Source organism: Tepidicella baoligensis, assembly GCF_013432195.1.
GTDB lineage: Bacteria > Pseudomonadota > Gammaproteobacteria > Burkholderiales > Burkholderiaceae_C > Tepidicella > Tepidicella baoligensis.
Window position 1 is genome coordinate 57131 of the sequence record NZ_JACCDB010000006.1, and the last position, 24711, is coordinate 81841.

Annotated in this window: 25 protein-coding genes; 21 read left to right on the plus strand and 4 right to left on the minus strand. The window is 60.6% G+C overall.

What is annotated here, in order from left to right; genetic code table 11:
• Window positions 1-16: 16 nt before the first annotated feature.
• From infC to HZS63_RS08265, 6 genes are all read left to right on the plus strand, one after another.
• The gene (gene infC / locus HZS63_RS08240; RefSeq protein WP_180683631.1) at window positions 17-625 is read left to right on the plus strand and encodes a translation initiation factor IF-3; all 609 of its coding nucleotides are present in this window, start codon (window positions 17-19) and stop codon (window positions 623-625) included.
• A 120-nt stretch (window positions 626-745) separates the two neighbouring features.
• Complete coding sequence (gene rpmI / locus HZS63_RS08245) at window positions 746-949, plus strand: 50S ribosomal protein L35 (RefSeq protein ID WP_028601240.1); 204 nt, start codon at window positions 746-748, stop codon at window positions 947-949.
• A gap of 27 nt (window positions 950-976) precedes the next feature.
• Window positions 977-1336, plus strand: a complete 360-nt coding sequence (gene rplT / locus HZS63_RS08250) for a 50S ribosomal protein L20 (protein WP_180683577.1) — start codon at window positions 977-979, stop codon at window positions 1334-1336.
• A gap of 94 nt (window positions 1337-1430) precedes the next feature.
• Complete coding sequence (gene pheS / locus HZS63_RS08255; protein ID WP_180683578.1) at window positions 1431-2501, plus strand: phenylalanine--tRNA ligase subunit alpha; 1071 nt, start codon at window positions 1431-1433, stop codon at window positions 2499-2501.
• A gap of 29 nt (window positions 2502-2530) precedes the next feature.
• On the plus strand, window positions 2531-4951 hold the full coding sequence (gene pheT, locus HZS63_RS08260) for a phenylalanine--tRNA ligase subunit beta (RefSeq protein ID WP_180683579.1): 2421 nt from the start codon (window positions 2531-2533) through the stop codon (window positions 4949-4951).
• Window positions 4952-4975: 24 nt separating this feature from the next.
• Window positions 4976-5338 carry an integration host factor subunit alpha gene (locus HZS63_RS08265; RefSeq protein WP_180683580.1) on the plus strand — a complete coding sequence of 121 codons (363 nt, stop codon included), beginning with the start codon at window positions 4976-4978 and terminating at the stop codon, window positions 5336-5338.
• Window positions 5339-5371: 33 nt separating this feature from the next.
• Here the strand turns inward: HZS63_RS08265 and HZS63_RS08270 are convergent, their stop codons facing one another.
• The gene (locus HZS63_RS08270; RefSeq protein WP_180683581.1) at window positions 5372-5878 is read right to left on the minus strand and encodes a methylated-DNA--[protein]-cysteine S-methyltransferase; all 507 of its coding nucleotides are present in this window, start codon (window positions 5876-5878) and stop codon (window positions 5372-5374) included.
• 44 nt (window positions 5879-5922) lie between these two features.
• Between HZS63_RS08270 and HZS63_RS08275 the strand changes: the two genes are divergently transcribed.
• The 8 genes from HZS63_RS08275 (at window position 5923) to waaF (ending at window position 13907) form a co-directional block, all read left to right on the plus strand.
• The gene (locus HZS63_RS08275; protein WP_180683582.1) at window positions 5923-7317 is read left to right on the plus strand and encodes a phosphomannomutase/phosphoglucomutase; all 1395 of its coding nucleotides are present in this window, start codon (window positions 5923-5925) and stop codon (window positions 7315-7317) included.
• Between the two features lie 35 nt (window positions 7318-7352).
• Entirely contained in the window at window positions 7353-7943 is a 591-nt protein-coding gene (locus HZS63_RS08280; RefSeq protein WP_180683583.1) for a D-sedoheptulose-7-phosphate isomerase, read from the plus strand.
• Entirely contained in the window at window positions 7940-9385 is a 1446-nt protein-coding gene (gene hldE, locus HZS63_RS08285) for a bifunctional D-glycero-beta-D-manno-heptose-7-phosphate kinase/D-glycero-beta-D-manno-heptose 1-phosphate adenylyltransferase HldE (RefSeq protein WP_180683584.1), read from the plus strand. Before HZS63_RS08280 ends, hldE begins: the two co-directional genes overlap by 4 nt.
• Complete coding sequence (locus HZS63_RS08290) at window positions 9386-10462, plus strand: glycosyltransferase family 9 protein (RefSeq protein WP_180683585.1); 1077 nt, start codon at window positions 9386-9388, stop codon at window positions 10460-10462. It begins immediately after the preceding gene.
• Entirely contained in the window at window positions 10459-11052 is a 594-nt protein-coding gene (gene gmhB / locus HZS63_RS08295; protein ID WP_180683586.1) for a D-glycero-beta-D-manno-heptose 1,7-bisphosphate 7-phosphatase, read from the plus strand. The genes HZS63_RS08290 and gmhB overlap by 4 nt, the downstream gene beginning before the upstream one ends.
• Window positions 11053-11060: 8 nt before the next feature.
• On the plus strand, window positions 11061-11846 hold the full coding sequence (locus HZS63_RS08300) for a glycosyltransferase family 32 protein (protein ID WP_180683587.1): 786 nt from the start codon (window positions 11061-11063) through the stop codon (window positions 11844-11846).
• 86 nt (window positions 11847-11932) lie between these two features.
• Window positions 11933-12895, plus strand: a complete 963-nt coding sequence (rfaD, locus tag HZS63_RS08305) for an ADP-glyceromanno-heptose 6-epimerase (protein WP_180683588.1) — start codon at window positions 11933-11935, stop codon at window positions 12893-12895.
• Between the two features lie 7 nt (window positions 12896-12902).
• Window positions 12903-13907 (plus strand): lipopolysaccharide heptosyltransferase II, encoded by a 1005-nt coding sequence (gene waaF, locus HZS63_RS08310; RefSeq protein WP_343039972.1) that lies wholly within the window; start codon window positions 12903-12905, stop codon window positions 13905-13907.
• Here the strand turns inward: waaF and HZS63_RS08315 are convergent.
• A complete protein-coding gene (locus HZS63_RS08315; RefSeq protein WP_180683590.1) occupies window positions 13864-14724 on the minus strand; it encodes a glycosyltransferase in 861 nt (286 codons plus the stop codon). The two genes, waaF and HZS63_RS08315, sit on opposite strands and share 44 nt — an antisense overlap.
• Window positions 14721-15953: an O-antigen ligase family protein gene (locus HZS63_RS08320; protein ID WP_180683591.1), complete on the minus strand. Its 1233-nt coding sequence runs from the start codon at window positions 15951-15953 to the stop codon at window positions 14721-14723. Before HZS63_RS08320 ends, HZS63_RS08315 begins: the two co-directional genes overlap by 4 nt.
• A 127-nt stretch (window positions 15954-16080) precedes the next feature.
• On the opposite strand from HZS63_RS08320, the gene HZS63_RS08325 reads away from it, so the two are divergent.
• The 4 genes from HZS63_RS08325 to HZS63_RS08340 are packed head-to-tail and all read left to right on the plus strand — an operon-like array spanning window position 16081 to window position 20118.
• The gene (locus tag HZS63_RS08325) at window positions 16081-17211 is read left to right on the plus strand and encodes a glycosyltransferase family 4 protein (protein ID WP_180683592.1); all 1131 of its coding nucleotides are present in this window, start codon (window positions 16081-16083) and stop codon (window positions 17209-17211) included.
• Between the two features lie 10 nt (window positions 17212-17221).
• On the plus strand, window positions 17222-18289 hold the full coding sequence (locus tag HZS63_RS08330) for a glycosyltransferase family 9 protein (protein WP_180683593.1): 1068 nt from the start codon (window positions 17222-17224) through the stop codon (window positions 18287-18289).
• 30 nt (window positions 18290-18319) lie between these two features.
• Complete coding sequence (locus tag HZS63_RS08335) at window positions 18320-19102, plus strand: glycosyltransferase family 2 protein (RefSeq protein ID WP_180683594.1); 783 nt, start codon at window positions 18320-18322, stop codon at window positions 19100-19102.
• On the plus strand, window positions 19099-20118 hold the full coding sequence (locus tag HZS63_RS08340; protein WP_180683595.1) for a glycosyltransferase family 9 protein: 1020 nt from the start codon (window positions 19099-19101) through the stop codon (window positions 20116-20118). The genes HZS63_RS08335 and HZS63_RS08340 overlap by 4 nt, the downstream gene beginning before the upstream one ends.
• Here the strand turns inward: HZS63_RS08340 and HZS63_RS08345 are convergent.
• Window positions 20100-22169: a 3-deoxy-D-manno-octulosonic acid kinase gene (locus HZS63_RS08345; RefSeq protein WP_180683596.1), complete on the minus strand. Its 2070-nt coding sequence runs from the start codon at window positions 22167-22169 to the stop codon at window positions 20100-20102. The genes HZS63_RS08340 and HZS63_RS08345 overlap by 19 nt on opposite strands.
• A 101-nt stretch (window positions 22170-22270) precedes the next feature.
• Between HZS63_RS08345 and rfbA the strand changes: the two genes are divergently transcribed.
• The 3 genes from rfbA to HZS63_RS08360 all read left to right on the plus strand — a co-directional run bounded on the left by rfbA (window position 22271) and on the right by HZS63_RS08360 (window position 24711).
• Entirely contained in the window at window positions 22271-23140 is an 870-nt protein-coding gene (gene rfbA, locus HZS63_RS08350; RefSeq protein ID WP_180683597.1) for a glucose-1-phosphate thymidylyltransferase RfbA, read from the plus strand.
• A 63-nt stretch (window positions 23141-23203) separates the two neighbouring features.
• A complete protein-coding gene (gene rfbC, locus HZS63_RS08355) occupies window positions 23204-23758 on the plus strand; it encodes a dTDP-4-dehydrorhamnose 3,5-epimerase (RefSeq protein ID WP_180683598.1) in 555 nt (184 codons plus the stop codon).
• A complete protein-coding gene (locus HZS63_RS08360; protein ID WP_180683599.1) occupies window positions 23755-24711 on the plus strand; it encodes an asparaginase in 957 nt (318 codons plus the stop codon). Before rfbC ends, HZS63_RS08360 begins: the two co-directional genes overlap by 4 nt.

A 24711-nucleotide genomic window follows, 5' to 3' on the forward strand; every position in this document is an offset into this window, starting at 1 on the left:
AATAAAGGATTTCACCATCGCTACCTCTGCCCCGAATTTCCGCGACCGCCGTCATCGGGAGGAACGCGCCCATCGACTCAACCGTGAAATCAACGCTCCTGAAGTGCGTTTGATGGGACCCGACGGCGAAGCCATCGGCATCGTCAGCATCCAGGAGGCCTTGCGCATGGCCGGCGACCTCGATGTCGATCTGGTCGAAATTGCCGCGATGGCCAAGCCGCCGGTGTGCCGCCTCATCGACTACGGCAAGTTCAAGTACGCAGAGCAGAAAAAAGCGGCGGAGGCCAAAGCCAAGCAAAAGGTCATCGAGGTCAAGGAAGTCAAGTTCCGCCCCGGTACCGACGAGGGCGATTACCAGATCAAGATGCGCAACATTCGCCGCTTCCTCGAAGATGGCGACAAATGCAAGGTGACCCTGCGGTTCCGGGGCCGTGAAATCACGCACCAGGAGCTGGGCTTGGCTTTGTTGCAGCGCATACGCGACGAACTCGGTGACTCGATCGTGGTGGAGCAGTTCCCCAAGCTCGAAGGTCGCCAGATGATCATGATGATCGCGCCCGGCCGTAAGAAGGCCGGGGGCGGCAAGCCGGCGTCGGAAACGGCGGCGGTCAGCCAGGGAGCCTGAGGTTCGCTGGTATCAGGGCGGTGCGGGTCGGTCACCCGCATTGCCCCAAGTGGCTCGGGGCCAACAAGACCGTGATGGGTTTCACGGCGCCTCGCGAGCACAAACCATAAGGAGCATGTCATGCCCAAAATGAAGACCAAGAGCAGTGCGAAAAAGCGTTTTCGCGTTCGTCCCGGTGGCACCGTCAAGCGCGGTCAAGCCTTCAAGCGTCACATCCTGACCAAGAAGACCACCAAGAACAAGCGCCAGTTGCGCGGTGCGGTGAATGTGCATGAGACCAACATGGGTCACATGGCGCAGATGCTGCCCTTTGCCGGCCTGTAATTCAACGCGACGAACAAGGAGTAAGCTATGCCTCGCGTCAAACGTGGTGTCACCGCACGTGCCCGTCACAAAAAAGTTCTGAAGCTGGCCAAGGGTTTCCGTGGCCGCCGCGGCAATGTCTTCCGCGTCGCCAAGCAGGCGGTGATGAAGGCGGGCCAGTACGCCTACCGCGACCGTCGCACCCGCAAGCGCGTGTTCCGCCAGCTGTGGATCGCGCGTATCAACGCCGGTGTGCGTGAACTGGGCCTGACCTACAGCCAGTTCGCCAACGGCCTGAAGAAAGCCGCCATCGAAATCGACCGCAAGGTCCTGGCCGATCTGGCCGTGAACGACAAAGCCGCTTTCAGCAGCATTGTCGAGCAGGTCAAGGCCAAGCTGGCGGCTTGATGGACGACGGGTTTTTCTGAGCGAAAATACCCGGCTTGAGGGGCCAGCGCTGTACGGCACTGGCCCTTTTTCATTTTCCCTTGTGGACCGTGAGATGAACGACCTCGATGCCCTGGTGCAGTCTGCGCGCGAACTGTTCGCGCGGGCCGCCACCCCCGCCGATCTGGAAAACGCCAAAGCCCAGTTTTTGGGCAAGAGCGGCCGCATGACCGAGCTGATGAAAGGCATGGCCGCCCTCAGCGTGGAGGAGAAGAAGACCCGGGGCGCGGCCATCAACGTGGCCAAACAAGCGATCGAGGCAGCGCTGAACGAGCGCCGCCATGAGTTGGCCGAGGCGGAACTGCAGCGCCAGTTGCACGCCGAAGCGCTGGACGTGACCCTGCCTGGCCGCCAGCGTGGCACAGGCGGTCTGCACCCCGTGAGCCTGACGATGGAGCGCATCGAGGCGATTTTCGGCTCCATGGGTTTCGAGGTGGCCGACGGCCCTGAGATCGAGTCCGACTGGTTCAACTTCACCGCGCTCAACACGCCCGAAGACCACCCGGCGCGCTCCATGCACGACACTTTCTACGTGGAAGGGGGCAGCGAAAAAGCGCCCAATCTGCTGCGCACGCACACCAGCCCCATGCAGATCCGCCATGCGGTGCAACACGTCAAACGTTACAAGGCGCTGGCGGGCGCTCCAGCCGACGGCCTGTTCAGTGGTGACATGCCCGAGATCCGCGTCATCGCGCCGGGCCGCACCTACCGGGTGGACAGCGATGCCACCCACTCGCCCATGTTTCACCAGTGCGAAGGCCTGTGGATTGGCGAAAACGTGAGCTTCAAGGACCTGAAGTTCGTGTTCACCGATTTCTGCCGCACCTTCTTCGAGTCGGACGACCTGGTGCTGCGCTTTCGCCCCAGCTTCTTCCCTTTCACCGAGCCCAGCGCCGAGATCGATATCCAGTTCCAGACGGGCCCGCTGGCGGGCCGCTGGCTGGAGGTGGCGGGCAGCGGCCAGGTGCACCCGAACGTGGTGCGCAACATGGGGCTGGACCCCGAGAAATACATTGGCTTTGCCTTCGGCATGGGCCCCGATCGCCTGACCATGCTGCGCTATGGCGTCAACGACCTGCGCCTGTTCTTCGACGGCGACATCCGCTTCCTGAGCCAGTTTCGCTGATCTGCCAACGCATTCCGAGAGTCTGAAACATGCAATTCCCCGAGTCCTGGCTGCGTGAATTCTGCAACCCGCCCCTGACCAGCCAGCAGTTGGCCGACACCCTGACCATGGCTGGTCTGGAGGTGGAGGCGTGCGTGCCCGTGGCACCCCCGTTTTCCAAGATCGTGGTGGGCGCCATTGTGCAAGCCGAGCAGCACCCCAACGCCGACCGCCTGCGCGTGTGCAAGGTGGATGCTGGCACGGGCGAACTGCTGCAGATCGTCTGCGGCGCACCGAACGCCCGTGTCGGCATCAAGGTGCCGTGTGCCTTGGTGGGGGCCGAACTGCCGCCTGGCGAAGACGGCAAGCCTTTCCAGATCCAGGTGGGCAAGCTGCGCGGCGTCGAGAGCTTTGGCATGCTGTGCTCGGCCCGCGAACTCGGCCTTTCGGACGACCATGCTGGCCTGCTGGAATTGGCGGCCGATGCGCCGGTGGGGCAGGATGTCCGCGAGCACCTCAAGCTCGACGACCGCCTGTTCACCCTCAAGCTCACGCCCAACCTGGCGCACTGCCTGAGTGTGTATGGCATTGCGCGTGAGCTGGCTGCCTTGACGGGTGCACCGCTGAACGAGCCCGTCTTCCCCAGGGTTCCCGCCGCACACACCGACAAGTTGCCCGTCAAGGTGCTGGCCCCCGACTTGTGCGGCCGCTTCACCGGGCGCATCGTGCGCGGCATCAACCCGCAGGCACCAACGCCCGCCTGGATGGTGGAGCGCCTGGCCCGCTGTGGCCAGCGCAGCGTGTCGGCGCTGGTGGACATCTCCAACTACGTGATGTTCGAGCTGGGCCGTCCTTCGCACATCTTCGACCTGGACAAGATCCACGGTGGCTTGCAGGTGCGCTGGGGCAAAGCCGGTGAACAGCTCAAGCTGCTCAATGGCAACACCGTCACGGTGGACGAAACGGTGGGCGTCATCGCCGACGACCAAGCGGTCGAATCGCTCGCCGGCATCATGGGTGGTGACGCCACGTCCGTGGGCGACGAGACGCGCAACGTCTTCGTGGAAGCGGCGTTCTGGTGGCCCAAGGCGATTGCAGGCCGTTCGCGCCGCTACAACTTCAGCACCGACGCGGGCCACCGTTTCGAACGTGGTGTCGATCCGCAGCTCACCGTCGAACACGTCGAGCGCATCACCGACCTCATCCTGCAAATCTGCGGCGGCCAGGCTGGCCCCATCGACGATCACATCGTCCACATGCCCGAGTCCAAACCGGTGACGCTGCGGGTGGCGCGTGCGGCCAAGGTCATCGGCATGCCGGTCACGCAGCAGCAGTGTGCCGACGCGCTGCGTCGCCTCAGCCTGCCCGTGAGCGAAGGCGATGGCACAGTCACCGTCACGCCGCCGTCTTTCCGTTTCGACCTGCAGATCGAGGAGGACCTGATCGAAGAGGTGGCGCGCGTCATCGGCTATGACCACCTGCCGCACACCCCACCGCTGGCGCCGGTGACGGCCAAGATCCGCCCCGAGAGCCGCCGCGCGCCGTTCCAGCTGCGCCGCCAGCTGGCGCAACTCGGCTACCAGGAGACCATCAACTACAGCTTCGTGGAAGAGCGTTGGGAGCGCGATTACGCGGGCAATGCCGACCCGATCCGTCTGCTCAACCCCATCGCCAGCCAGATGAACGTGATGCGTTCGTCGCTGTTGGGCAGCCTGCTGGCCGTGCTCAAGTTCAACACCGACCGCAAGGCGCACCGGGTGCGCGTGTTCGAGCTGGGCCGGGTGTTCATCAAAGACGCTACGGTGGCCGACAGCGACACCACCGTGGCCGGTTTTGCGCAACCCATGCGCGTGGCTGGCCTGGCTTATGGCGACGATGCCAGCCTGCAGTGGGGGCTGCCTGCGCGAGCGGTGGACTTCTATGATGTGAAAGGCGACGTGGAGGCCCTGCTGGCCCCGCGGGTACCGACTTTCGAGTCCGCCGCTCACCCCGCGATGCATCCCGGTCGTTGCGCCCGCGTGTGGCTGGACGGCGAACCCATCGGTTTCGTGGGAGAACTCCACCCCCGTTGGCGCCAACTGGAAGGCTGGCAGCAGGCCCCGGTGATGTTCGAGTTGGATTTGCCCGCCGTGCTGGAGCGGCCGGTGCCCGTGGCGCGACCGGTGACGCGCCACCAGCCGGTGGAGCGTGACATTGCGGTGGTGGTGAAAGAGGGCGTGACCCACGCGGCCCTGATGGCCGCCGTGCATGCCGCCGCCACCCATGGCTGGCTCAAGCAGGCGACGTTGTTCGATGTCTATCGCCCCAAGAAGGGTGCGGAATCGGCCGGTCTGGCCGCGGATGAAAAGAGCCTGGCCGTGCGCCTCACGCTGGAGCGCGGCGACGCCAACCTCACCGACGAAGAGATCGACGGCGTCGTCAAGGCGGTGCTGGCCTCCCTGGCCGAGCGCGTGCAGGCGCGATTGCGTTAATCTACGCCAGCAGGAGATTCGAGCATGAGCGATCGACTCACAACCGCCAGCGGCACCCCGGTAGATCTGGAGAGCGGCGCTTTGACCAAGGCGCAGCTCGCGGAAATGCTTTATGAGCAAATCGGCTTCAACAAGCGCGAATCCAAAGACATCGTCGATGCGTTTTTCGAGGTCATCAGCCAGAGCCTGATCCGAGGCGAAGATGTGAAACTGTCGGGCTTTGGCAACTTTCACATTCGTACCAAGGCGCCGCGGCCTGGGCGCAACCCGCGCACCGGCGAGCCGGTGGCCATCGAGGCCCGCCGGGTGGTGACCTTCCATGCCAGCCCGAAGCTGAAGGAAGCGGTTCAGGCTGGCGGCTCCATGCTTGGCCCTGAGGAGCCCTGACGCCTTTGGGCCAGCCGCCGCCTCCGGTGGGGCTCAAGCGTGCCTCGCCTCCAGGGCCAGCAGGGCCCGCTTGCGCGCCAGCCCCCCGGTGTAACCGGTGAGTGCCCCCTGGCGGCCAACCACCCGGTGACAGGGGATGACGATGCCCAGCGGGTTGCGTCCGATCGCGCTTCCGGTGGCGCGCATCGCCCCTGGCCTTCCGATGGATTGTGCAACGGCCGCATAGCTGGTGGTCTGGCCGTATGGGATGGCCAGCAGGGCCCGCCAGACGGATCGCTGAAAAGGTGTGCCACCATGCAAGCGCAACGGCAGGTCAAAAGATGTCTGTCGCCCGGCGAAATAGCGCCCCAGTTGGCGCACCGCCTCGGCCAGCACGCCATCGGCCGGTACTCGGGGGGCATCCGAAGCCCACGTCGGGATGTTTGCCTGATCGCTGAACCACACCCCCAACAAATCGTGGCCCTGACGTGTGAGCAGCAAGCGCCCCAGCGGGCTGTCCCATTCGGTGGTCTGGATCGGATCGTCAGAGGCGAACGTCATGATCGGAGCTCCTACAATGTGGCCCATCGCACATTGTGAACCCTATGACCGAAGCCGTCACGTTTCCAGCCAGCGCCTTCAAAGCCTACGACATACGGGGTGTGGTACCCGATGTCCTCAACCCGGCATTTGCCCATGCCCTGGGGGGCGCTTTCGGCGCCCGGGCGCTCGCCTTGGGCGAATCCACCGTGGCCGTGGGGCGTGACGGTCGGCTCAGCAGTCCTGAACTTTCGGCCGCCTTGATCGAAGGCTTGGCCCAATCGGGGGTCGATGTGATCGACGTGGGCATGGTGACCACCCCCATGCTCTACTTCGCGGCCCACACGCTGTGCCGCAGCGGCATTCAGGTCACCGGCAGCCACAATCCGAAGCACCACAACGGCTTCAAGATGGTGCTGGCCGGCAAGGCCATTTATGGCGAAGACATCCAGGCCCTGCGGCGCGACATGGAGGCCGGACCTGCTCCCGCCGCACGTCAGGGGCAGGTCCGCCGGCTGGATGTGCTCGCCGACTACACCGCCCGCATCGTGGGCGACGTGAAGCTGCAACGGCCGCTGCGCATCGTGGTGGACAGCGGCAACGGGGTGGCCGGTGCCTCAGCCCCTCAGCTCTTTCGCGCCTTGGGTTGCGAAGTCATCGAGCTGTTCAGCGAGGTGGATGGTCACTTCCCCAACCACCACCCCGATCCCTCCAAGCCCGAGAATGTGCAGGATCTGGTCCGGACCCTGCAGGCCAGCGGCGCCGACCTGGGCTTGGCCTTCGATGGCGACGGCGACCGGCTCGGCATCGTCACGCCGAGCGGGCAGACCATCTACCCGGATCGCCAATTGCTGCTCTTTGCCCAGGACGTGCTCACTCGCGTGCCCGGCGGCACCATCGTGTTCGACGTCAAATGCAGCCAGCGCCTGGCCCCGGCGATCCGCGCCGCAGGCGGCGTGCCCCTGATGCACAAGACGGGGCATTCGCTCATCAAGGCCCAAATGAAAGAGGTGCAATCCCCGCTGGGTGGTGAGATGAGCGGCCACATCTTTTTCAAGGAACGCTGGTTCGGCTTCGACGACGGCACCTATGCCGGCGCGCGCCTGCTGGAGATTCTGAGCCGCCATGCCGACCCTGCAGGCGTGCTCGAGGCCTTGCCCACCAGCCATTCCACCCCCGAACTGAACGTGGCCTGCGCCGAAGGGGAGCCGCACCGCCTGGTGGCCGAGTTGCAGGCGATCGCCCGCTTCGAGGCGCCTGCCGAGGTCAACACCATCGACGGCCTGCGCGTGGACTGGCCGGATGGCTTCGGCCTGATCCGCGCGTCCAACACCACCCCCGTGCTGGTGCTGCGTTTCGAAGGGCAGACGCCGCAGGCGCTGCAGCGCATTCAAACCGAGATGCTGGCGTTGTTGCGCCGGGTCAAGCCTGGGGCTACCTGGGGGCAGTCGGCGCATTGACCGACCTGCTCACGTTCCGTCATTCCGAGGTTCACATGAACGTACTCAAAGCCAGTTACCTTCAATCGCTGGAACGCCACCGAGCGGCTTTTGCCACCGTGGAGCAGTACCAGGACCAGGCCCTGCTGCTGCTCGAAAAAGTGCAAGCCTGTCTGGCTGCCGGTGGCAAGGTCGTATGGATGGGCAACGGGGGCAGTGCAGCCGATGCCCAACACCTGGCTGCCGAATTCATGGTCCGCTACAAACGGGAGCGTGCTCCGTTGGCCTCCATGGCCCTGACCACCGACACCTCCATCCTCACGGCGCACGCCAACGACTACGATTTTTCCACCGTCTTCGAACGGCAGGTGCAGGGTATCGTGAAGCCCCAAGACGTCGTCATTGGCCTGACCACGTCGGGCAACAGCGCCAACGTCAACCTGGGGCTTCAGGCAGCCAACGCCATGGGGGCTTACACAGTGGCGCTGACGGGACGCGACGGCGGCAAAGTGGCCAGCATCGCCCAGTTACCGATCATCGTTCGCAGCGATGAAACCGCTCGCATCCAAGAGGTCCACATGTTCCTGGGCCATTGGCTTTGCGAAGCGCTGGATCTGCTGAACGCTCAACCGGTGCCTTCCGAATGAACATTGACCCCAGCGTCTTCGAACGTCTGCCCTTGGGGCGCATTCTGGTGGTCGGGGATGTCATGCTCGACCGCTACTTCTCGGGCGATACCTCCCGCATATCGCCCGAAGCACCGGTGCCGGTGGTCAAGATCACGCAGGTGGAAGACAAAGCCGGTGGCGCCGCCAACGTGGCGCGCAACATCGCCCATCTGGGCTCCCAGGTGGGTTTGCTGGGCCTGGTCGGGCAAGACGCACACGCGCAACACCTGCAAGACCTTCTGGCGGATGATCACATCCAGACCCACCTGATCGCGTTGCAGAACCAGCCCACCATCACCAAGACGCGTGTGCTCTCACGCCATCAACAGGTGGTTCGCCTGGATCATGAGATGCTGTTTTCTGCCGCTGCGGGCCAGCAGGTGGCCGAACGGTTTGTGCAGGTGCTTGGGCAGTACGACATGGTGGTGTTCAGCGACTACAGCAAAGGCACCTTGCAGCAGTTGCCCAGCATGATCCAGGCCGCGCGTGCGGCGGGCAAGCCCGTCCTGGTGGACCCGAAAAATACCGATTTTGCTTTTTACCGGGGGGCCGACATCATCACCCCCAACCTGTCGGAATTCAAGGCAGCCGGCGGCCGCACGCAGACCGAGGCCGACATGCTGGCTTCTGCGCGACACCTGTTGGCAGCCCACGGTATCGGCGCCATCCTGCTCACGCGCAGCGAGCAGGGCATGACCTGGATCACGCCGGATCATCACCATCACTATCCGGCCCAGGTGAGGGAGGTGACGGATGTCACCGGTGCAGGCGATACGGTGCTGGCCACCCTGGCGAGCTTCGTGGCGGCCGGCCTGGATCCCGAAGGAGCCTGTCTGGTGGCGAACACAGCCGCCGGTCTGGTGGTGGGCAAACTGGGCGCAGCGACGGTCACGCCGCATGAGCTGTCGCATGCGCTGGCCCGTTTCGGGTTCTCGGCGGGTTGGGAGCCGGTCGCCCAGGCGCTGCAACAGATCCAGCAGGCCCGCAAAGCGGGCGAGCGCATCGTGTTCACCAACGGCTGTTTCGACCTGCTGCATGCCGGCCATGTGCGTTACCTCGCGCAAGCCCGCTCGCTGGGTGATCGGCTGGTGGTGGGCTTGAACAGCGATGCTTCTGTGCGGCGCTTGAAAGGCCAGGGGCGCCCGGTCAATGGCTGGGCTGACCGGGCCACGGTGCTCTCTGCCCTGCAAAGTGTGGACTGGGTGTTGCCTTTCGGCGATGACCCCGAGGAAGCGGACACGCCTTTGAGGCTGATTCAACAGGTCAACCCGGATGTGTTGGTCAAGGGGGGCGACTACACGCTGGATCAGATCGTGGGGGCCGACTACGTCCTATCGATGGGGGGCGAAGTCCAGGTGCTGGACTTCGTGGAAGGGCGCTCCACCAGCCGCATGATCTCCCGGATACAGGGTGCCTTGTAAGTGCAATCCATCTGCGTCTTGCGGCTGTCGGCCATTGGCGATGTGTGCAACGCGGTAGCCGTGGTGCAGGCGATACAGCGGCACTATCCGCAAGCGGCCATCACCTGGGTGATCGGCAAGGTAGAGGCAGAACTGCTCCAAGGCTTGCCAGGGGTACGCCTGGTGGTGTTCGACAAACGGCAAGGCTGGAAGGCCTACTGGACGCTCTGGCGCGATCTGCGCGGGCAGCGTTTCGACGCCCTGTTGCACATGCAGGTCGCGTTCCGCGCCAACCTGGCCTCATTGTGCATACGCGCAAAACGCAAGATTGGTTTCGACTGGCGCACCGCGAAGGAGCTGCACGCGCTGTTCATGCGCGAGCGGGTGGCCCCTGTGCAGGGTATGCATGTGCTGGAAGGCTTCAGGGAATTTGCGCGCGCGATCGGTGTGCCCATGCAGTCACCGCAGTGGTCCATGCCCATCGCGCCGGAACACCAGGATTGGGCTCGGTTGCTGTTGGACAACAGCGGGTTCAGTCGCCATCTGGTCTTGTGCCCCAGTGCGTCTTTGCCTCACAAGAACTGGTTGCCCGAACGGTATGCGGCGGTGGCGGACCATGCGGCCAGCAAAGGCTTCGCCATCTGGTTGGTCGGTGGGCCCCACCCGGCCGAAAAAGCCTTGGCCCAAGCCGTGGTGGAATGCAGCCACACCGACAAGACGCAATTGTTCAATTTGGTGGGGCAGACCCACCTGAAGCAGTTGCTGGCGCTGATACAGCAGGCCACCATCGTGCTGGCCCCGGATACCGGGCCGGCCCACATGGCCGTGGCGGTAGGGACGCCGGTCATCGGTCTGTACGGCATACACAATCCGGCCCGTACCGGCCCGTACGGCAGCCCCTATGTGGTCGAGGTCTATCACCAGCACTTGCTGGCTCAGACCGGCAAAACGGCGGCACAGATCAAATGGGGGACGCGGGTGAAGGGAGCGCGCGTCATGGAGAGTATTTCGGTGGATGCCGTGGTGTCGATGTTTGACCGTGTGCTCCTGGACCTTGGTTTGGATACGGGCGATGCAGGTTCGCCACCACACCCATGAACAAAGCCCTGTTTCTGGACCGCGACGGCGTCATCAATGTCGATCACGGATACGTCTTCCAGCCCGAGCAGTTTGAATTCATCGAAGGCGTGTTTGACGCCTGCCTGACATTTCAGCAACTCGGCTACCGACTCATTGTCGTGACCAACCAGTCGGGGATCGCGCGGGGTTACTACACCGAAGCGCAGTTTCACCGACTCACGGCCTGGATGTGCGAGCAATTTGCCATCCACGGCGTGCAGATCGATGGCGTCTATCATTGCCCGCATCACCCCTCCCAAGGCGTTGCACCCTATGTGCAACGGTGTACTTGCCGCAAGCCTGCCCCGGGCCTGCTGCTGCAAGCAATCGCGGAGCATGGCATCGACCCTGCGCAAAGCATCATGGTGGGTGACAAGGCTGACGATATGCGGGCAGCCGCCTCGGCAGGGGTGGGTCTGAGAATCCTGGTGCAGTCAGGCCAAGCCTTCACCGCCGAAGAGGCCCGAACCAGCCACGCGGTTTGGCCCAGCCTGTATGCTTTTGCTCGCGCCTTCCCGCCGTCGAGTAGAGGGCCTGAAACCTCCAGTCACCATCGCAAGCCCGCTTGAGGTTCTCCATGCACACCTTGCCCATCCACCTGGCCAGTAAACTCATTCGACTGGTCGGCAACCTGCTCAAGCTACTGGCCTATCCGTTCCACTGGGTATTTCCTCGGCTCCGCTTTACGATTCCAGAGTATTCCCCCGCCAAGATCAGGCGAGCGGCCACCAGCCCCATTCCCCGGGTCATCTGGCAGACCAATTACTCCAATCGGTGCACATTGCCGATCTACCTGAACTATTTGTTCAATCGCCTGCTCTCGCTGGACTGCGATTACCGATACGTGAGCACCGAGGCCCGCGAGGACTATTTGCGCAATCATGCACCTGCCGATGTCTATCATGCGTATTGCAAATTGACAGATGGGGCCGCTCAAGCCGACCTGTGGCGGGTCACCAACCTCTATCAACAAGGGGGCATTTACCTGGACATTGATGCCACTTTGGTCTGGCCACTGCGACGGTTGCTGAGGGGTGTGGCCCCTGCGCTGTACATCAAAGCCCAAAAAAATGATGAAATCACCAACTACTTTCTGGCCACTGTGCCAAATAACCCGCACTTCTTTCAGGTGATGCAGCAGATCGTGCACCAGATCAACCACTATGACCCCAAGCGAGGGGTCTATGGCACCACTGGCCCTGTCGTTTTTAACGAGGTTCTGGCCGGTCAATCAATCGAGTGCCGTTATCGCACGCTGGTCTGTATTCAGGGGGCTTTCACCAACGAGCATTTTCAGTACCTTGACAAGCCTCGAGGCAAATGGGTGCATCAGAATCCCGAAGACCTCATCAAAAAAACATGACAGACTCCTCCGCGGTGGCTTCGGAAGGGCTCGCGATCGACCTGCGGCGCTAGAATTCCAGGATCGATGATGATGTGGAGCAGATGATGATCGTGGTGACCGGGGGGGCTGGTTTCATTGGCAGCAACATAGTCAAGGCCCTCAACCGCCAGGGGCACACCGACATCCTCGTGGTGGACGACCTGACAGACGGCTCCAAGTACATCAATATTGCCGACTGCCAGATTGCGGACTATCTCGACAAAGACCTGTTCATCGAGCGGGTGCGCGCTGGCACGCTGGGCGACACGATTTCTGCTGTGTTCCACGAAGGGGCTTGCTCCGACACGACCGAGTGGAACGGCCGCTTCATGCTCGACAACAACTTCGAGCATTCCAAAACGCTGTTGCACTTTTGCCAGAAGCATCGCATCCCCTTCATCTATGCCTCCTCGGCTGCGGTGTACGGCGGCAGCCAGATGTTTGTGGAGGATCCTGCTCACGAAAAGCCGCTGAACGTCTATGGCTACTCCAAATTGCTGTTCGACCAGTATGTGCGGCGCCACCAGAAGGTGCATGGTTTCAGCGCCCAGGTGGTGGGGTTGCGTTACTTCAATGTGTACGGGCCTAGGGAGCAACACAAGGGGAAGATGGCCAGCGTCGCCTTCCATCTGAACACGCAGATTCTGGCTGGCCAGAACCCGCGACTCTTTGGCGCTTTCGACGGTTACGCAGCCGGGATGCAGAGCCGGGATTTCGTGTACGTAGGCGATGTTGTCTCCGTCAACCTTTGGTTCTTGGCCAATCCCCAGGTGAGTGGCATTTTCAACCTGGGCACAGGCCGTGCCGAGCCGTTCAAGGCAGTGGCGGAGGCCGTCATTGCCTTTCATGGTCAAGGTGAAATCGAATACATCGATTTCCCTGAATCGCTCAAAGGTCATTACCAGAGCTACACCTGTGCCGACATATCCGCCCTGCGTGCAGCCGGTTACAGCCAACCGTTTTTGACCGTGGCGCAAGGAACGGCACAGTACATGCACATACTCAATGGCGCCAGCCACGATGGCTAGGATTTTGGTGGTCGGCCCCTCCTGGGTGGGCGACATGGTGATGGCGCAAAGCCTCTTCAAATTGCTGAAGCAAGGCCGACCCAGTTGTACCATCGACGTATTGGCTCCAGCCTGGTCTCACCCGATATTGGAGCGTATGCCCGAAGTCAGCAAGGCCCTTGAATTGCCATTGGGTCATGGGGAGTTGGGTCTCAAAACCCGCTGGCAACTGGGTAAGAGCTTGGCCCAATCGGGGTACACACAGGCGATCGTGTTGCCACGTTCGTGGAAGTCGGCGCTGGTGCCCTTTGCCGCAGGCATTCCGCAGCGCACGGGCTACCTCGGGGAGCAGCGATACTTTTTGCTGAATGACAGGCGCTCGCTCAACAAACAGGTACTCAACCAGACCGTGAAGCGTTTTGCGGCCTTGGGTCTGCCCAAGGGACAGCAAGCCACTTGGTTGCATGAGCGTGAATTGCCCCAGCCCCTGCTACGGGTTGATGTGCTCAACCAGCAGCGTTTGCTGGCAGGTCTGGGCTTGAATACCTCACGCCCTGTGGTGGCGATGATGCCTGGTGCCGAATACGGCCCTGCCAAACAGTGGCCGCTCGATTCGTTTAGAACATTGGCCACACAGCTGGCCCAGCGGGGTTATCAAGTCTGGGTGCTGGGGAGTACCAAAGACCAGCCAGCAGGCCAATATATCGCACAAGGGCAAGCAGGCGGCGTGATGAACCTGTGCGGTCGAACCCAATTGGCGGACACCGTAGACTTGCTGGCTTGTGCCCAGCACGCTGTGACCAACGACTCAGGGTTGATGCATGTGGCTGCGGCCGTGGGTACGCGCGTACATGCGATCTATGGATCATCTTCGCCCGAGTTTACCCCGCCGTTGACTGAGAACAAGGTGGTGCATTATCTGGGGCTCCCTTGCAGTCCTTGTTTCAAACGCACCTGCCCATTGGGGCATTTGGAGTGTCTGCGAGGCATTAAGCCTGGTGATATAGCACCGGATCGGGTCGGTCTTCTTTGATGATGCCGTGACGAGTCCAAGTCCGGTTTTCAGCTTGTGCGTGCTGAAATATTCCCAGGCCATTGCTGTTCGATGTCTTCATTTTTTCGCGCTTGAAGTATGACGAGTCGAAGTGAATCATGCTTGCCTGGTAGCGCAGGTTAACTATACCTACCCCTGCCTTTCTTAGCCGACGATCAATGTCAGAGTCTTCTGCGCCCCATTGCACATCTGCGCGCTCGTCAAAACCATTTATCGCCAATAAATCCTGCTTGCAGACTGAAAAGTTACAACCTACCAACGACCAGGGTCGGCCTCTAGGAAGCATTTTGGCTATGGTGTAGGGGAGCCTTATCCCTTTTTCCACATTACGCGCCTTTCCCTGCGCAGCCCATATCAAAAATCGAGCCCAGTGTTTTCTGAACAGCAGGCATGGTGGGGTATCATCAAGTAGGGCGAGCCCCTCGTGAAATGCATCAACGCGACGACCTGCTTGGCACAAACCTGGTTCGATGTTGCGCAAATGATCATTCACAAAATGCTGCTGCGGTACACAGTCTGCATCCATGAAAATCAAGTAATCGTACTGGGCGGCCAGTACTGCCCGATTCATGATGACTGGTTTGCGGAAGCCATTGTCAGGGTGCCATAGGTGTTGACTGCTAAAGGTGTATTGGGTTAATATGAATTTAAGCTTGGCCGTGATTGCTGTTTTTGATCCATCGTCAGCAATCAAGACTTCGAATTGTCCAGTGTATTGTTTTTGAAGTGCATCCAGTACTTTTTGCAAGAGGGGTAAGTCGTTATAGAAAGCGATGATGATTGATGCTTTTTTCATCGAGAAAATCCGCGAGCCAGTGCTATAAAAAAGATCAAAAACAAAAAAGCAAAATGAGGTAGAAGGGTGTAGGTTATGCCGGTAACCAAAAAGCAGAGCAGTAACGGAGCTGCAGACCATGATTGAGTCATGGATTTTTCTTTTTCAATTGGACCAATGGCAAACCAGCCCAATATAAATAGGCTACCAAGGGTCCATAAGATCCCATTTCGGAAAATGGATTCGAGGTAAGAGTTGTGAAAATCGGTTATTTTCCAATTGTATTCTTTCAAGATTCCGGGCTTGATTTTGGCTTGATCAATGAATTCATTATAGTAGAATTCATTGGCAAGGTCTCCTCTGCCTTTCTTTTTGTAGCCAAACCAAAAACCTTTTTCTCCGCTAAGCATTTGCTTTTTGATGAGGGCGTATCCAGTTTCCCACATGGCTAAACGCAGATAGTTGGATGCGTCAGTTTGGGTGTCTGTAATAGAGTAAACTCTTTGTTCAAATTTCTCAAATTGAGTTGGCCAAAATAATTGGGCAGCCAAAATAGACGCTATAGTCAATACGCTCAACGACAATAAGGCGCTACGCTGCCTCATGATCAAATAGACGAACACGCCAGCAGCCGCACCCAGCCATGGACCTCGTGCGCCGGTGGTTACAAGCATGACCACTGCGCCTAAGAGCGTGGCTATCAGCACTGTTCTCCAGAGGTTGTTGGATGTGGCAATGAATACCAGCGGGGTCAGCAAGGCAATCAGCAGGGCACATATAACTGCCCAGGCGTCGATCAGCCAAGTTGCGCCCTCATAACGCTCGCCAGTCCAGCTCCAATTGTGCATGCGGGCAGTCAGGAAAAATGCAATCCAGAAACCCAATACGACACCGGCAATGGCTGCTGATCGATTGGTTTCTTGTCTGAAAGCAAACAAGAGCGGAACCGCCACTGGAAGCAACATGGTTTTGTTGAACATCCATCCAATGTCTTCGGCATTTCCGGAGCCAATGACTGTAGAAATCAGTCCAAATAGAAATACACCTGTGCTTGTCCAGAATAGGCGGTTATTAAAAATTTCAATTCTGTATTCTCGATCCATGGCGATTTGCGCCAAGATGACTGCCATCAGTAGCAGTATGCTTATATAGATTAAGGGCTTGGAAATGAATATCGACATGCCGAGCAGGAAAATTAAAGCCGTTTGAGCTTTTTTTGTCGCTGCAAGGTTTGTTGCTGTGTAACTCATTTTATTTAATCGTCCGGCAATGTGTTGGGGCTTCTGATTTGATTTTTCGGTTGGGGCATATTTTTAGGTATTGTAAATAATTTTTCATGTACTTGAAAATAATACTGCTTTGCGCTATGATCCAGGAATGAATTCTTCGGTTTTGCACGTTTGTCTGTCCAAAGGCTGGGGGGGGCTTGAGCAGTACCCTTTGTCGTTGGCCTCTGAACTCAAAGAACAGGGGGTCCCTGTATGTTACTGCGCCCTTGCGGACAGTCGTTTCGCACAGAAAGCACGTTCAATGAATGTGCCCATGATGATTTTTTCGAGTCGTACTTCGGTCTGGTTACGCTGGCGCACGCTGCAGCGGTGGGTTCGTGAGCATCATATCCAGGTCGTTCACTTCCACAAGTCCAGCGACCTGCGCTTGGTTCCCCTGTTCACCTGGCTGTTCCCTGGCGTCCGTCTCGTCTTCACCGAGCATATGAACGCCAAAAAGCCCAAGCACTCCTTCTACCACCGCTGGGTGTACCAGCGACTGTATCGTGTCATCGCGATCAGTGACTATACGTTGGCCAATAACTTGCGAGCGCTTCCGGTGGCTGCAGGGCAGATCGAGCGTTTGTATGCTGGCATCGATCTAAAGGTTTTTCGCCCCAGTTTGTCGTCGGGTGAACGCGAAATTTTACGGGCCTCTCTGGGCTTGCGGCCTGATGATGTGGCATGCTGCTTGCCTGGGCGTATTTCGCCCGGCAAGGGACACGCGGTGTTCGTGGATGCGGTGGTGGAGTGGGCGCATCAGCATGCAGGCCCGGGTCGGGTTCATGCGTTTGTCGTAGGAGGGTTGAAGGCCGACGAAGGAGCCGACGAGGCGCTCGTCGTGGCTCTGCGCGCCCACATTCGCCAGCTAGGGGTGGAGCCTCTGTTTACGTTCACGGGGTACTGCGCTGAGTTGCAGCGCCTGTTGCAAGCCATGGACATGGTCTGCATACCGTCTGCCCAGGAAGCGTTTGGTTTGGCCGTGGTTGAGGCCATGGCCCTGGGGTTGCCGGTGGTGGGGTCCAACAGCGGGGCCATCCCTGAAATTCTGGGGGAAAATGGCGAATGTGGACTGCTGGCCCAGCCGGACGACCCGCGCTCTTTTGCAGCCGCCTTTGCAAGACTGGCATCGTCGCCAGATCTGCGGCGCAGCATCGGCTTGCGAGCACTGGAAAAGGTGAAAACCACATTCAATCTGACTCAGCACGTGTCTCGTCTCAAGAAAATTTATCAGCTGTGACGATTGCACCATGCTCAGAAAACTGCTTGATCAGGTCCGCCTGAAGCGCGACTTGCTCCGTCGTCGAATGGCCATGTGGCGGTGGGATGGTCCCCTGCCGTCAACCGGTTCGTTTGTCGACAGGGTGGTGTTCATCCGTTGGGATGCCAAGCTGGGCGACGCGATTGTGCTCTCTTGGGTCATGCGCGAGCTAAAGCGCCAGCGTCCCGACCTGGAGATCACAGTGATTACCGGCCCCGAGTTGGAACGGCTGTTCCGTGAAGGTTTTGGAATTGATTCTGTTTTTCTGGCCAGCAAAAAACACGGCTGGAGCCAACTGCCACAGATCGCTCAGACGCTCAAACATTCTCGTTATGTGGTTCATATGAGTGAAATTTGGCGCCCACGTGACTTGCGTTTTGTGCGACAGGTGTTGCCGCAATACGTGGTGGGGCTGGACGACGAATTGGAAGTCATCAATGTCAAGTTGGGGAGGGTCACGCAAGGATGGCATTTTTCTGAACGACTACTACCGTGGCTGGAGCAGCTGGGCATGGACACCACTCAACGCCAGTACTGGGTACCCCGGGATGCCCATGCACAGGCCAGGCTGGCACAGGGTTGGCCTGAAGGCAGGATGATTGGATTTTGCCCTTTTGGCGCGAGCAAAAGCCGCCAATTGTCTGTCAACCAGATCGTTTTCTTCGCTGAGCAGGTATTGGCGAAAAACGACCAATGGTTGTTGTTGATCGTTCAACCTTCACAAGTTCAGCCGCTTCAGCATCAACTCGCGGGAAGATTTTGGTCAGACCGTCTGTTATTCAGACCAACGAATGAAATTATTGAATTGTGTGAGCAGGTCGCTCGATGTGTTGCGTTGATATCTGTCGATACTTCCGTTGTTCATATCGCCTCTGGTCTTCGCAAGCCGACATTGGCTATATATACAGCTGGAAGTGCTGATTCCGATAATTTCAAAAGCTGGCATCCGAATAATCCATTGGCTTTTTGTGAATTCATAGAAATTGGCGTTGAGGAAATTTCGCAAGAAGAGCGAAATAGGCTGGTTATTGGCCTCGAGTCAATCGATGCTATTTGATGGTTCTTCGTTTCGTAAATATATCCAGACATGACCACCCTCTCCGCCATCATCATCACCAAAAACGAGGAGGCGCATCTGGCGCAGTGCTTGCAAACCTTGCAGTGGGCCGATGAAATCATCGTACTGGATTCGGGCAGCACAGATGCCACGCTCGACATTGCCGTGCGCCATGGTGCCCGTGTGGAACAGGCGTGCGACTGGCAGGGGTTTGGGGTTCAGCGCCAACGTGCCCAGGCCTTGGCCACTTGCCAGTGGGTGTTGATGGTCGATGCCGATGAGCGTGTCACACCCGAGTTGCGGCAGTCCATCCAGCGCGCCATTCGAGGCAAGCCCATCATCGGGCGCATGGCCCGCCTGAGTTGGTGCTTCGGGGGATTCATACGCCATGCGGGCTGGTACCCCGATCCTGTCGATCGCCTCTACCCTCGGGAGGCGGCGCATTACAACGCCGATCTGGTCCATGAAAAGCTACAGAACCCGCATGGTTTGCCCGTCCAGACGCTGCAGGGTGACTTGCTTCATTTCACCTACGACAGCATGCGCCATTACCTGGTCAAGTCGGCCCAATACGCTGAGTTGTGGGCGCAGGCAAGGCATGCGCAAGGTCGAACGTGCAGTCTGACCACAGCGTTTCTGCACGGTTTGGGCTGCTTCGTTCGCATGTACCTGCTCAAAGCCGGCTTTCTGGATGGCCGGCGTGGACTGCTGCTGGCCTTGCTCTCCAGCCACTCCACCTATGTGAAATACGCGGACCTCTGGTTGCGGGGGCAAACCCAGCGTCACCAGATCGATCAACCACCCCAGTCATGAACGCGCCACGCATTCTCGTCATCCGCAACGACAAGCTGGGCGATTTCATGCTGGCCTGGCCGGCGTTGGCTTTGCTCAAGCGGTCTTTGCCACAAGCAACCCTCAGTGTGTTGGTGCCGCGCTACACGCGAGAGCTCGCCGTCATCTGCCCCTGGGTGGATGCCGTGTTGACCGATCCCGACGATTTGGATCAGGTGAGCCGTGAACATTTCGATGCGGTGTTGACGCTGTTTTCGACCTCCCGCATAGGCTGGCAGGTGTTCAAGGGCCGCATCCCCTTGCGCATGGCGCCGGCCACCAAGCTGGCGCAGTTTTTTTACAACCATCGGGTGGTACAACGCCGCTCCCGTTCCGAGAAGCCGGAATATGTTTACAACCTCGAATTGGCGCAGGCGCTTTTGCAGCGGCTGGGCGCAGAGCCTCTGGAGCATGGCGCCCCGTACTGGCCGTTGCCGGCTGAGCAGGTGAGCCGACAGCGAACGTTGCTCGCCCAAAAGCTGGGCTTGGATCCCGACAAACCGTGGTTTTTCGTGCACTGTGGTTCGGGCGGGTCTGCGAACAATTTGTCTGTCGCGCAGTATGCCGCGTTGGTGAGTGCCATCCACCAACGCTGCGCGGCGCGTTTTCGACCGGTTCATTGGGTGTTCACCTGTGGGCCAGGGGAAGAGGCCAAGGCGGAAGAGCTCCAGCTGCGCTGTGCACAAGCGCAGGGTGTGGTTTACCGCTCGACCGAGGGTTTGTCGGCTTTCGCGCTCAGTCTGTCGGCAGCGCAGTTGTTCATAGCGGGTTCTACCGGGCCGCTGCACGTGGCGGGCGCGTTGGACGTGCCCACGGTGGGTTTCTTTCCGGCCAAGCGATCGGCTACATCCTTGCGGTGGCGGCCGTGCAATGGACCGGGCCGGACGCTGGCTTTCAGCCCGGATGCCCGAAGTGACCAACCGGATGACATGGGCGCTATGGACATGGGCCAATGTGCGGTTGCCGTTCTGGACTGGTATCAGGGGCTGGCCTCGTAGCCAGACAGCAGCGCGGGCCAATCGTCGGCTTCAATCCAGTGCAAGGCATGCCGACCCAGTTCTTTTTGCAGTGAGCGTTTGAGCCGGGCGAGGTTTGCTGTTTTCCAAACGGCTCCCGGGCGTCGCTCGCACTTGTCAAAGTCCACCACAAACGCTTCGCCGCCGGCATTCAGCAAGAGGTTGTGGGCGTTGAGGTCGGCGTGGAAGATCTGGTGTCGGTGCAGGGCCGCAATGGCCCGTCCCACCGCTGCCCATTCTGGCGCCGTCATGCGCCGGGTGCGCAGAAGCTGGACCAGGTTTTGCGTTGCAGGTAGCCACTCGATCGCAATGTCGGCTCGGTATCGGCTGTACCGCCCCCAATGCGGCTGTGTTCTGCGGTAGTGGGCCGCCACTGGGGTAGGCACGGGCAAGCCCATGCTGCGCATCGCGCGGAGCAGCACCAACTCTTGCATGGCACGGGTTTGCGCCACTTGGGCTGGTGGATAGGTGTCGTGGATGAATCGAGCCATCCAGCCGCCTCGGCGGTAATGCCGGAGCACCCAATACCGGCCTTGGTGCTCGACCCGGTAAGCTTGGCCCCGGCCGCTGCCCGTGGCCAGGTTCTGGGCAGTCTGGCCCCGATGGTCAGGGGTCAACATTTGCAGAGGCAGGGTTTCCGAAGCAGGCAGGGTGGTCCACCAGGTGTCGGCGGCAGTGCCCAGTACCCGGATGGCTGGCATGGGGTGGTGCGGCCACGACGGCAGGGTGCGGAGGGCCTCGATGGTCCGGTGAGCGCTGCCTTGCTGTCTGGCCATGAACTGGCGCCCAGCCGATTGCATGGCGCTGTGTTGGGCGGGGTTGCTGCTCAGCTCCAGCACCGCCTCCCAGATGTCCGGCGGTGCAACGCAGACGCCGCATTGCGATTCACGGATCTGAGCATAGAGTTCGGGGAATTGATGGGTGTGGGGGCCGAAAATCACTGGGCAGCCCGCCGCCAGGGGTTCCAAGGCATTGTGACCGCCCACAGGGGCCCAGGTGCCCCCCATCAAGCAAAGTCGGGCCGATGCATACAGTTGGGCCAGCTCGCCTATCGAATCCAGCAGCCAGATTTGTGTCCGCTCCCCTACGGGGTGGCCTTGGCTGCGGATCGCCAGCGCTTCACCCGGCTGCAGCCCCATGCCGTGCTGAAGGCGATGGGCCACATCGCCAAACCGCTGCGGATGCCTGGGCGCCAGCACCAGAAGGGGCTGGGGTGCGTCGGGCAACGAGTGGGCTTGCCAAGCCTGCAGAAAACGTCGCCAGCCTGGAAGCAGGGCGTCTTCATCGCCCTGGTGCGTGCTTGCAGCCACGATCACCAGGCGACCGGCCAGGGCGGAGACCAGATCACCTGATGAGGCCACAGGCGGGAGCTGATCGAATTTCAGATTGCCCAAACGATGTATGCGCTCTCGTGGCAGTCCCAATTCAAGGAAGTGGTCGGCGCTGCCCGGGTCTGCGCACAACACCAGATGCAGGCTGTGGAGGCGCTGACGCATCCACCGTGAACGGTAAGGCCAGCGCCGGGCGCTGGCGGAGCGCAGCCGGGCGTTGATCACCGCCACCTCCACCGCGCGCTGCTCGCATTGCCACAGCCATTCTGGCCACAACTCCCTTTCCAGCAGCAGCAAGGTGCGCGGTTGGGCGCGGCTCAAGAAGCGTTTCACGGCGCCGTGTGTATCCAGCGGGGCAAAAAAAACCGGCATGTCCGGTGGCAACTGCTGCGCCAGCAAGCGCTTGGCGGCGGGGGTCTGAGTGGTCCAGAGCACCGACTCGGCTCCCCAGTTGGCTTGCAAGTCCTTCAGCAGGGTGAGGCCGGCCTTGGCTTCGCCCACCGAGGCGACATGGATCCACAGCCCCCCCAGCACCGACGGATTCGGACGCACAAAGCCCAGACGTTCCGCCAGGCCCTGGCGGTAGCCTGGTTCTTTGAGGCCGCGAAACCAGAGCCAGATCAGTGCCGGCAGGGCCACGGCGCAGGCAGCCAGCCGGTAGATCCAGTGCCCCGTTGGCAGTCCAGTGACCCGCTGGCTCATTGCAACGCTCCGTGCGGGCGCTGGCACTGGGTGCGAGGCTGGGCAGACCGCACTGGGAATCCGCTTAACATCTCGGCTGGTTTCATGGATGGGGGGTACTCATGCAACGCAAAGGTCTTATTCTCGCCGGTGGCTCTGGCACCCGGTTGCATCCGGCCACGCTGGCCATCAGCAAGCAGCTGCTGCCGGTGTACGACAAACCCATGATCTACTACCCGCTGAGCACGTTGATGCTGGCGGGTATGCGCGATGTGCTGGTCATCAGCACCCCGCAGGACACACCGCGTTTCCAGCAATTGTTGGGTGACGGCTCGCAGTGGGGCATGAACCTGCAATACGCCGTGCAGCCCAGCCCCGACGGGCTGGCGCAGGCCTTCATCATCGGGGAGCATTTCATTGGCAACACCCCCAGTGCCTTGGTGCTGGGCGACAACATTTATTACGGGCACGACTTCCAGCCCCTGCTCAAAGCCGCCGACGCGCAAATCAACGGAGCCACCGTTTTTGCCTACCATGTGCACGACCCCGAACGCTACGGTGTGGTGGAATTCGACCGTGCGGGCCGTGTCGTCAGCATCGAAGAAAAGCCCAAGCAGCCCAAGAGCCACTACGCCGTCACGGGCCTGTATTTCTACGACCAGCAGGTGGTGGACATTGCCAAGGCGGTCAAGCCCAGTGCCCGGGGCGAGCTGGAAATCACCACCGTGAACCAGACCTATCTACAGCAAGGCCAGCTCAACGTGCAGACCATGGGCCGAGGCTATGCCTGGCTGGACACCGGCACCCACGACAGCCTGCTCGATGCCAGCCAGTTCATTGCAACGCTGGAGCGCCGCCAGGGGCTGAAGGTGGCCTGCCCGGAAGAAATCGCCTGGCGCAATGGATGGATCAATGGCGAGCAACTCGAGCGGCTGGCGCAGCCCCTGATCAAGAATGGCTACGGGCAGTATTTGCTCGGGCTTCTGAAATAATGCGGCCACTGGGACATCGCCATTCGTTGGCGTCGTCATGGGTCTGCTGACCGGCGCACAAACATGCCCTATACCGTCACCCCCACTGCCATACCAGACGTCCTGGTGCTCGAACCCCGGGTGTTCGCCGACGGACGCGGTTTCTTTTACGAGAGCTTCAACCAGCGCGACTTCGAGCAGGCCACGGGCCTGCAGGGCGTGCCGTTCGTGCAGGACAACCACAGCAAATCCGCCCAGGGCGTGCTGCGGGGCCTGCATTACCAGATACAGCACCCGCAGGGCAAGCTGGTGCGGGTGGTGCAGGGCGAGGTGTTCGACGTGGCCGTGGACATGCGCCGCGGCTCACCCACCTTCGGCTGTTGGGTGGCCGAGGTATTGAGCGCCGAGAACAAGAAACAGCTCTGGCTGCCCCCCGGTTTTGCGCACGGCTTTCTGGTGCTGAGCGAAACCGCCGAATTCCTCTACAAAACCACCGACTATTGGTTTCCAGAACACGAGCGCAGCGTGTTGTGGAGCGATCCGCAGCTGGCCATCGACTGGCCTTTGCAAGGCGCTCCCCTGCTGGCCAAGAAAGACGCTGAAGCGACCTGTTTCGCGGACGCCGAGGTGTATGCATGAAAGAAGAAAAAATCGTCGTACTGGGCACCGGCGGCACCATTGCAGGGCGAGCCGCTTCAGCCGCCGACAACATCGGCTACCAGGCGGGGGAGATACCGGTTTCGGAACTGCTGGGCGATGTGCCTGTGCCTGCAGGCTTTGCCGTGGAAGCCGTGCAGGTGGCCCAGATCGACAGCAAGGACATGAGCGACGACGTGTGGCGCCGCTTGCTGCAGGTCACGCAGCGCCACCTGGTGCGGCCCGATGTGCACGGCCTGGTCGTGACCCATGGCACCGATACGCTGGAAGAAACCGCCTATTTGTTGCAGCGGGTGCTCAACCCCGCCAAGCCTGTGGTGCTGGTGAGTGCGATGCGCCCAGCCACGGCCACCCTTCGAGATGGCCCGCAGAACCTGGCCGACGGGTTGCGACTGGCGGCCACGCCAGGTGCGTGTGGAGTGGTGGCGGTGTGCGCCGGCCGAGTGCACTCGGCGCTGGATGTGCGCAAGGTGCACAACCACCGGTTCGATGCGTTCGACTCGGGAGACGCAGGGCCGGTGGCGGCGCTGGAGGAAGGCCAGTTGACGCTGTGGCGTCCATGGCCGCAAACCCCAGAAAACTTTCAGCCCGGCTTGCTGGACCGGTTGCTGGCCGCTGCAGCCTGGCCCCGCGTGGAATGGATCACCAGCCACGGTGGCCAGAGCGGGGCGGTGGTCAGGGCCTTGTTGCTGCAAAACCAGGCCGCCACAGAAAACCGCCCGTTGCGCGGATTGGTGGTGGCGGGCACGGGCAACGGTACCTTGCACGCCGATCTGCTGGCAGCGCTGCTGGAAGCGAAGGCTTCGGGGGTGGAGGTGTGGCGCACGACGCGGTGTGCCAACGGCCGGGTGATCGAAGGGGCTGACTGCCCCATTCCCGCCACACCCTTGCCCCCGGCGAAGGCGCGGTTGGAGTTGATGCTGCGTTTGCTCTGA

Coding starts and splice junctions, on each gene's coding strand:
- HZS63_RS08280 (WP_180683583.1), top strand. CDS start 7,353: ATGAACGTACTCAAAGCCAGTTACCTTCAATCGCTGGAACGCCACCGA.
- HZS63_RS08320 (WP_180683591.1), bottom strand. CDS start 15,953: ATGAGTTACACAGCAACAAACCTTGCAGCGACAAAAAAAGCTCAAACG.
- HZS63_RS08330 (WP_180683593.1), top strand. CDS start 17,222: ATGCTCAGAAAACTGCTTGATCAGGTCCGCCTGAAGCGCGACTTGCTC.
- HZS63_RS08300 (WP_180683587.1), top strand. CDS start 11,061: ATGCACACCTTGCCCATCCACCTGGCCAGTAAACTCATTCGACTGGTC.
- HZS63_RS08360 (WP_180683599.1), top strand. CDS start 23,755: ATGAAAGAAGAAAAAATCGTCGTACTGGGCACCGGCGGCACCATTGCA.
- HZS63_RS08325 (WP_180683592.1), top strand. CDS start 16,081: ATGAATTCTTCGGTTTTGCACGTTTGTCTGTCCAAAGGCTGGGGGGGG.
- rfaD (WP_180683588.1), top strand. CDS start 11,933: ATGATCGTGGTGACCGGGGGGGCTGGTTTCATTGGCAGCAACATAGTC.
- rfbC (WP_180683598.1), top strand. CDS start 23,204: ATGCCCTATACCGTCACCCCCACTGCCATACCAGACGTCCTGGTGCTC.
- pheT (WP_180683579.1), top strand. CDS start 2,531: ATGCAATTCCCCGAGTCCTGGCTGCGTGAATTCTGCAACCCGCCCCTG.
- HZS63_RS08340 (WP_180683595.1), top strand. CDS start 19,099: ATGAACGCGCCACGCATTCTCGTCATCCGCAACGACAAGCTGGGCGAT.
- HZS63_RS08335 (WP_180683594.1), top strand. CDS start 18,320: ATGACCACCCTCTCCGCCATCATCATCACCAAAAACGAGGAGGCGCAT.
- gmhB (WP_180683586.1), top strand. CDS start 10,459: ATGAACAAAGCCCTGTTTCTGGACCGCGACGGCGTCATCAATGTCGAT.
- pheS (WP_180683578.1), top strand. CDS start 1,431: ATGAACGACCTCGATGCCCTGGTGCAGTCTGCGCGCGAACTGTTCGCG.
- rpmI (WP_028601240.1), top strand. CDS start 746: ATGCCCAAAATGAAGACCAAGAGCAGTGCGAAAAAGCGTTTTCGCGTT.
- HZS63_RS08265 (WP_180683580.1), top strand. CDS start 4,976: ATGAGCGATCGACTCACAACCGCCAGCGGCACCCCGGTAGATCTGGAG.
- rplT (WP_180683577.1), top strand. CDS start 977: ATGCCTCGCGTCAAACGTGGTGTCACCGCACGTGCCCGTCACAAAAAA.
- HZS63_RS08275 (WP_180683582.1), top strand. CDS start 5,923: ATGACCGAAGCCGTCACGTTTCCAGCCAGCGCCTTCAAAGCCTACGAC.
- HZS63_RS08270 (WP_180683581.1), bottom strand. CDS start 5,878: ATGACGTTCGCCTCTGACGATCCGATCCAGACCACCGAATGGGACAGC.
- hldE (WP_180683584.1), top strand. CDS start 7,940: ATGAACATTGACCCCAGCGTCTTCGAACGTCTGCCCTTGGGGCGCATT.
- HZS63_RS08345 (WP_180683596.1), bottom strand. CDS start 22,169: ATGAGCCAGCGGGTCACTGGACTGCCAACGGGGCACTGGATCTACCGG.
- HZS63_RS08315 (WP_180683590.1), bottom strand. CDS start 14,724: ATGAAAAAAGCATCAATCATCATCGCTTTCTATAACGACTTACCCCTC.
- rfbA (WP_180683597.1), top strand. CDS start 22,271: ATGCAACGCAAAGGTCTTATTCTCGCCGGTGGCTCTGGCACCCGGTTG.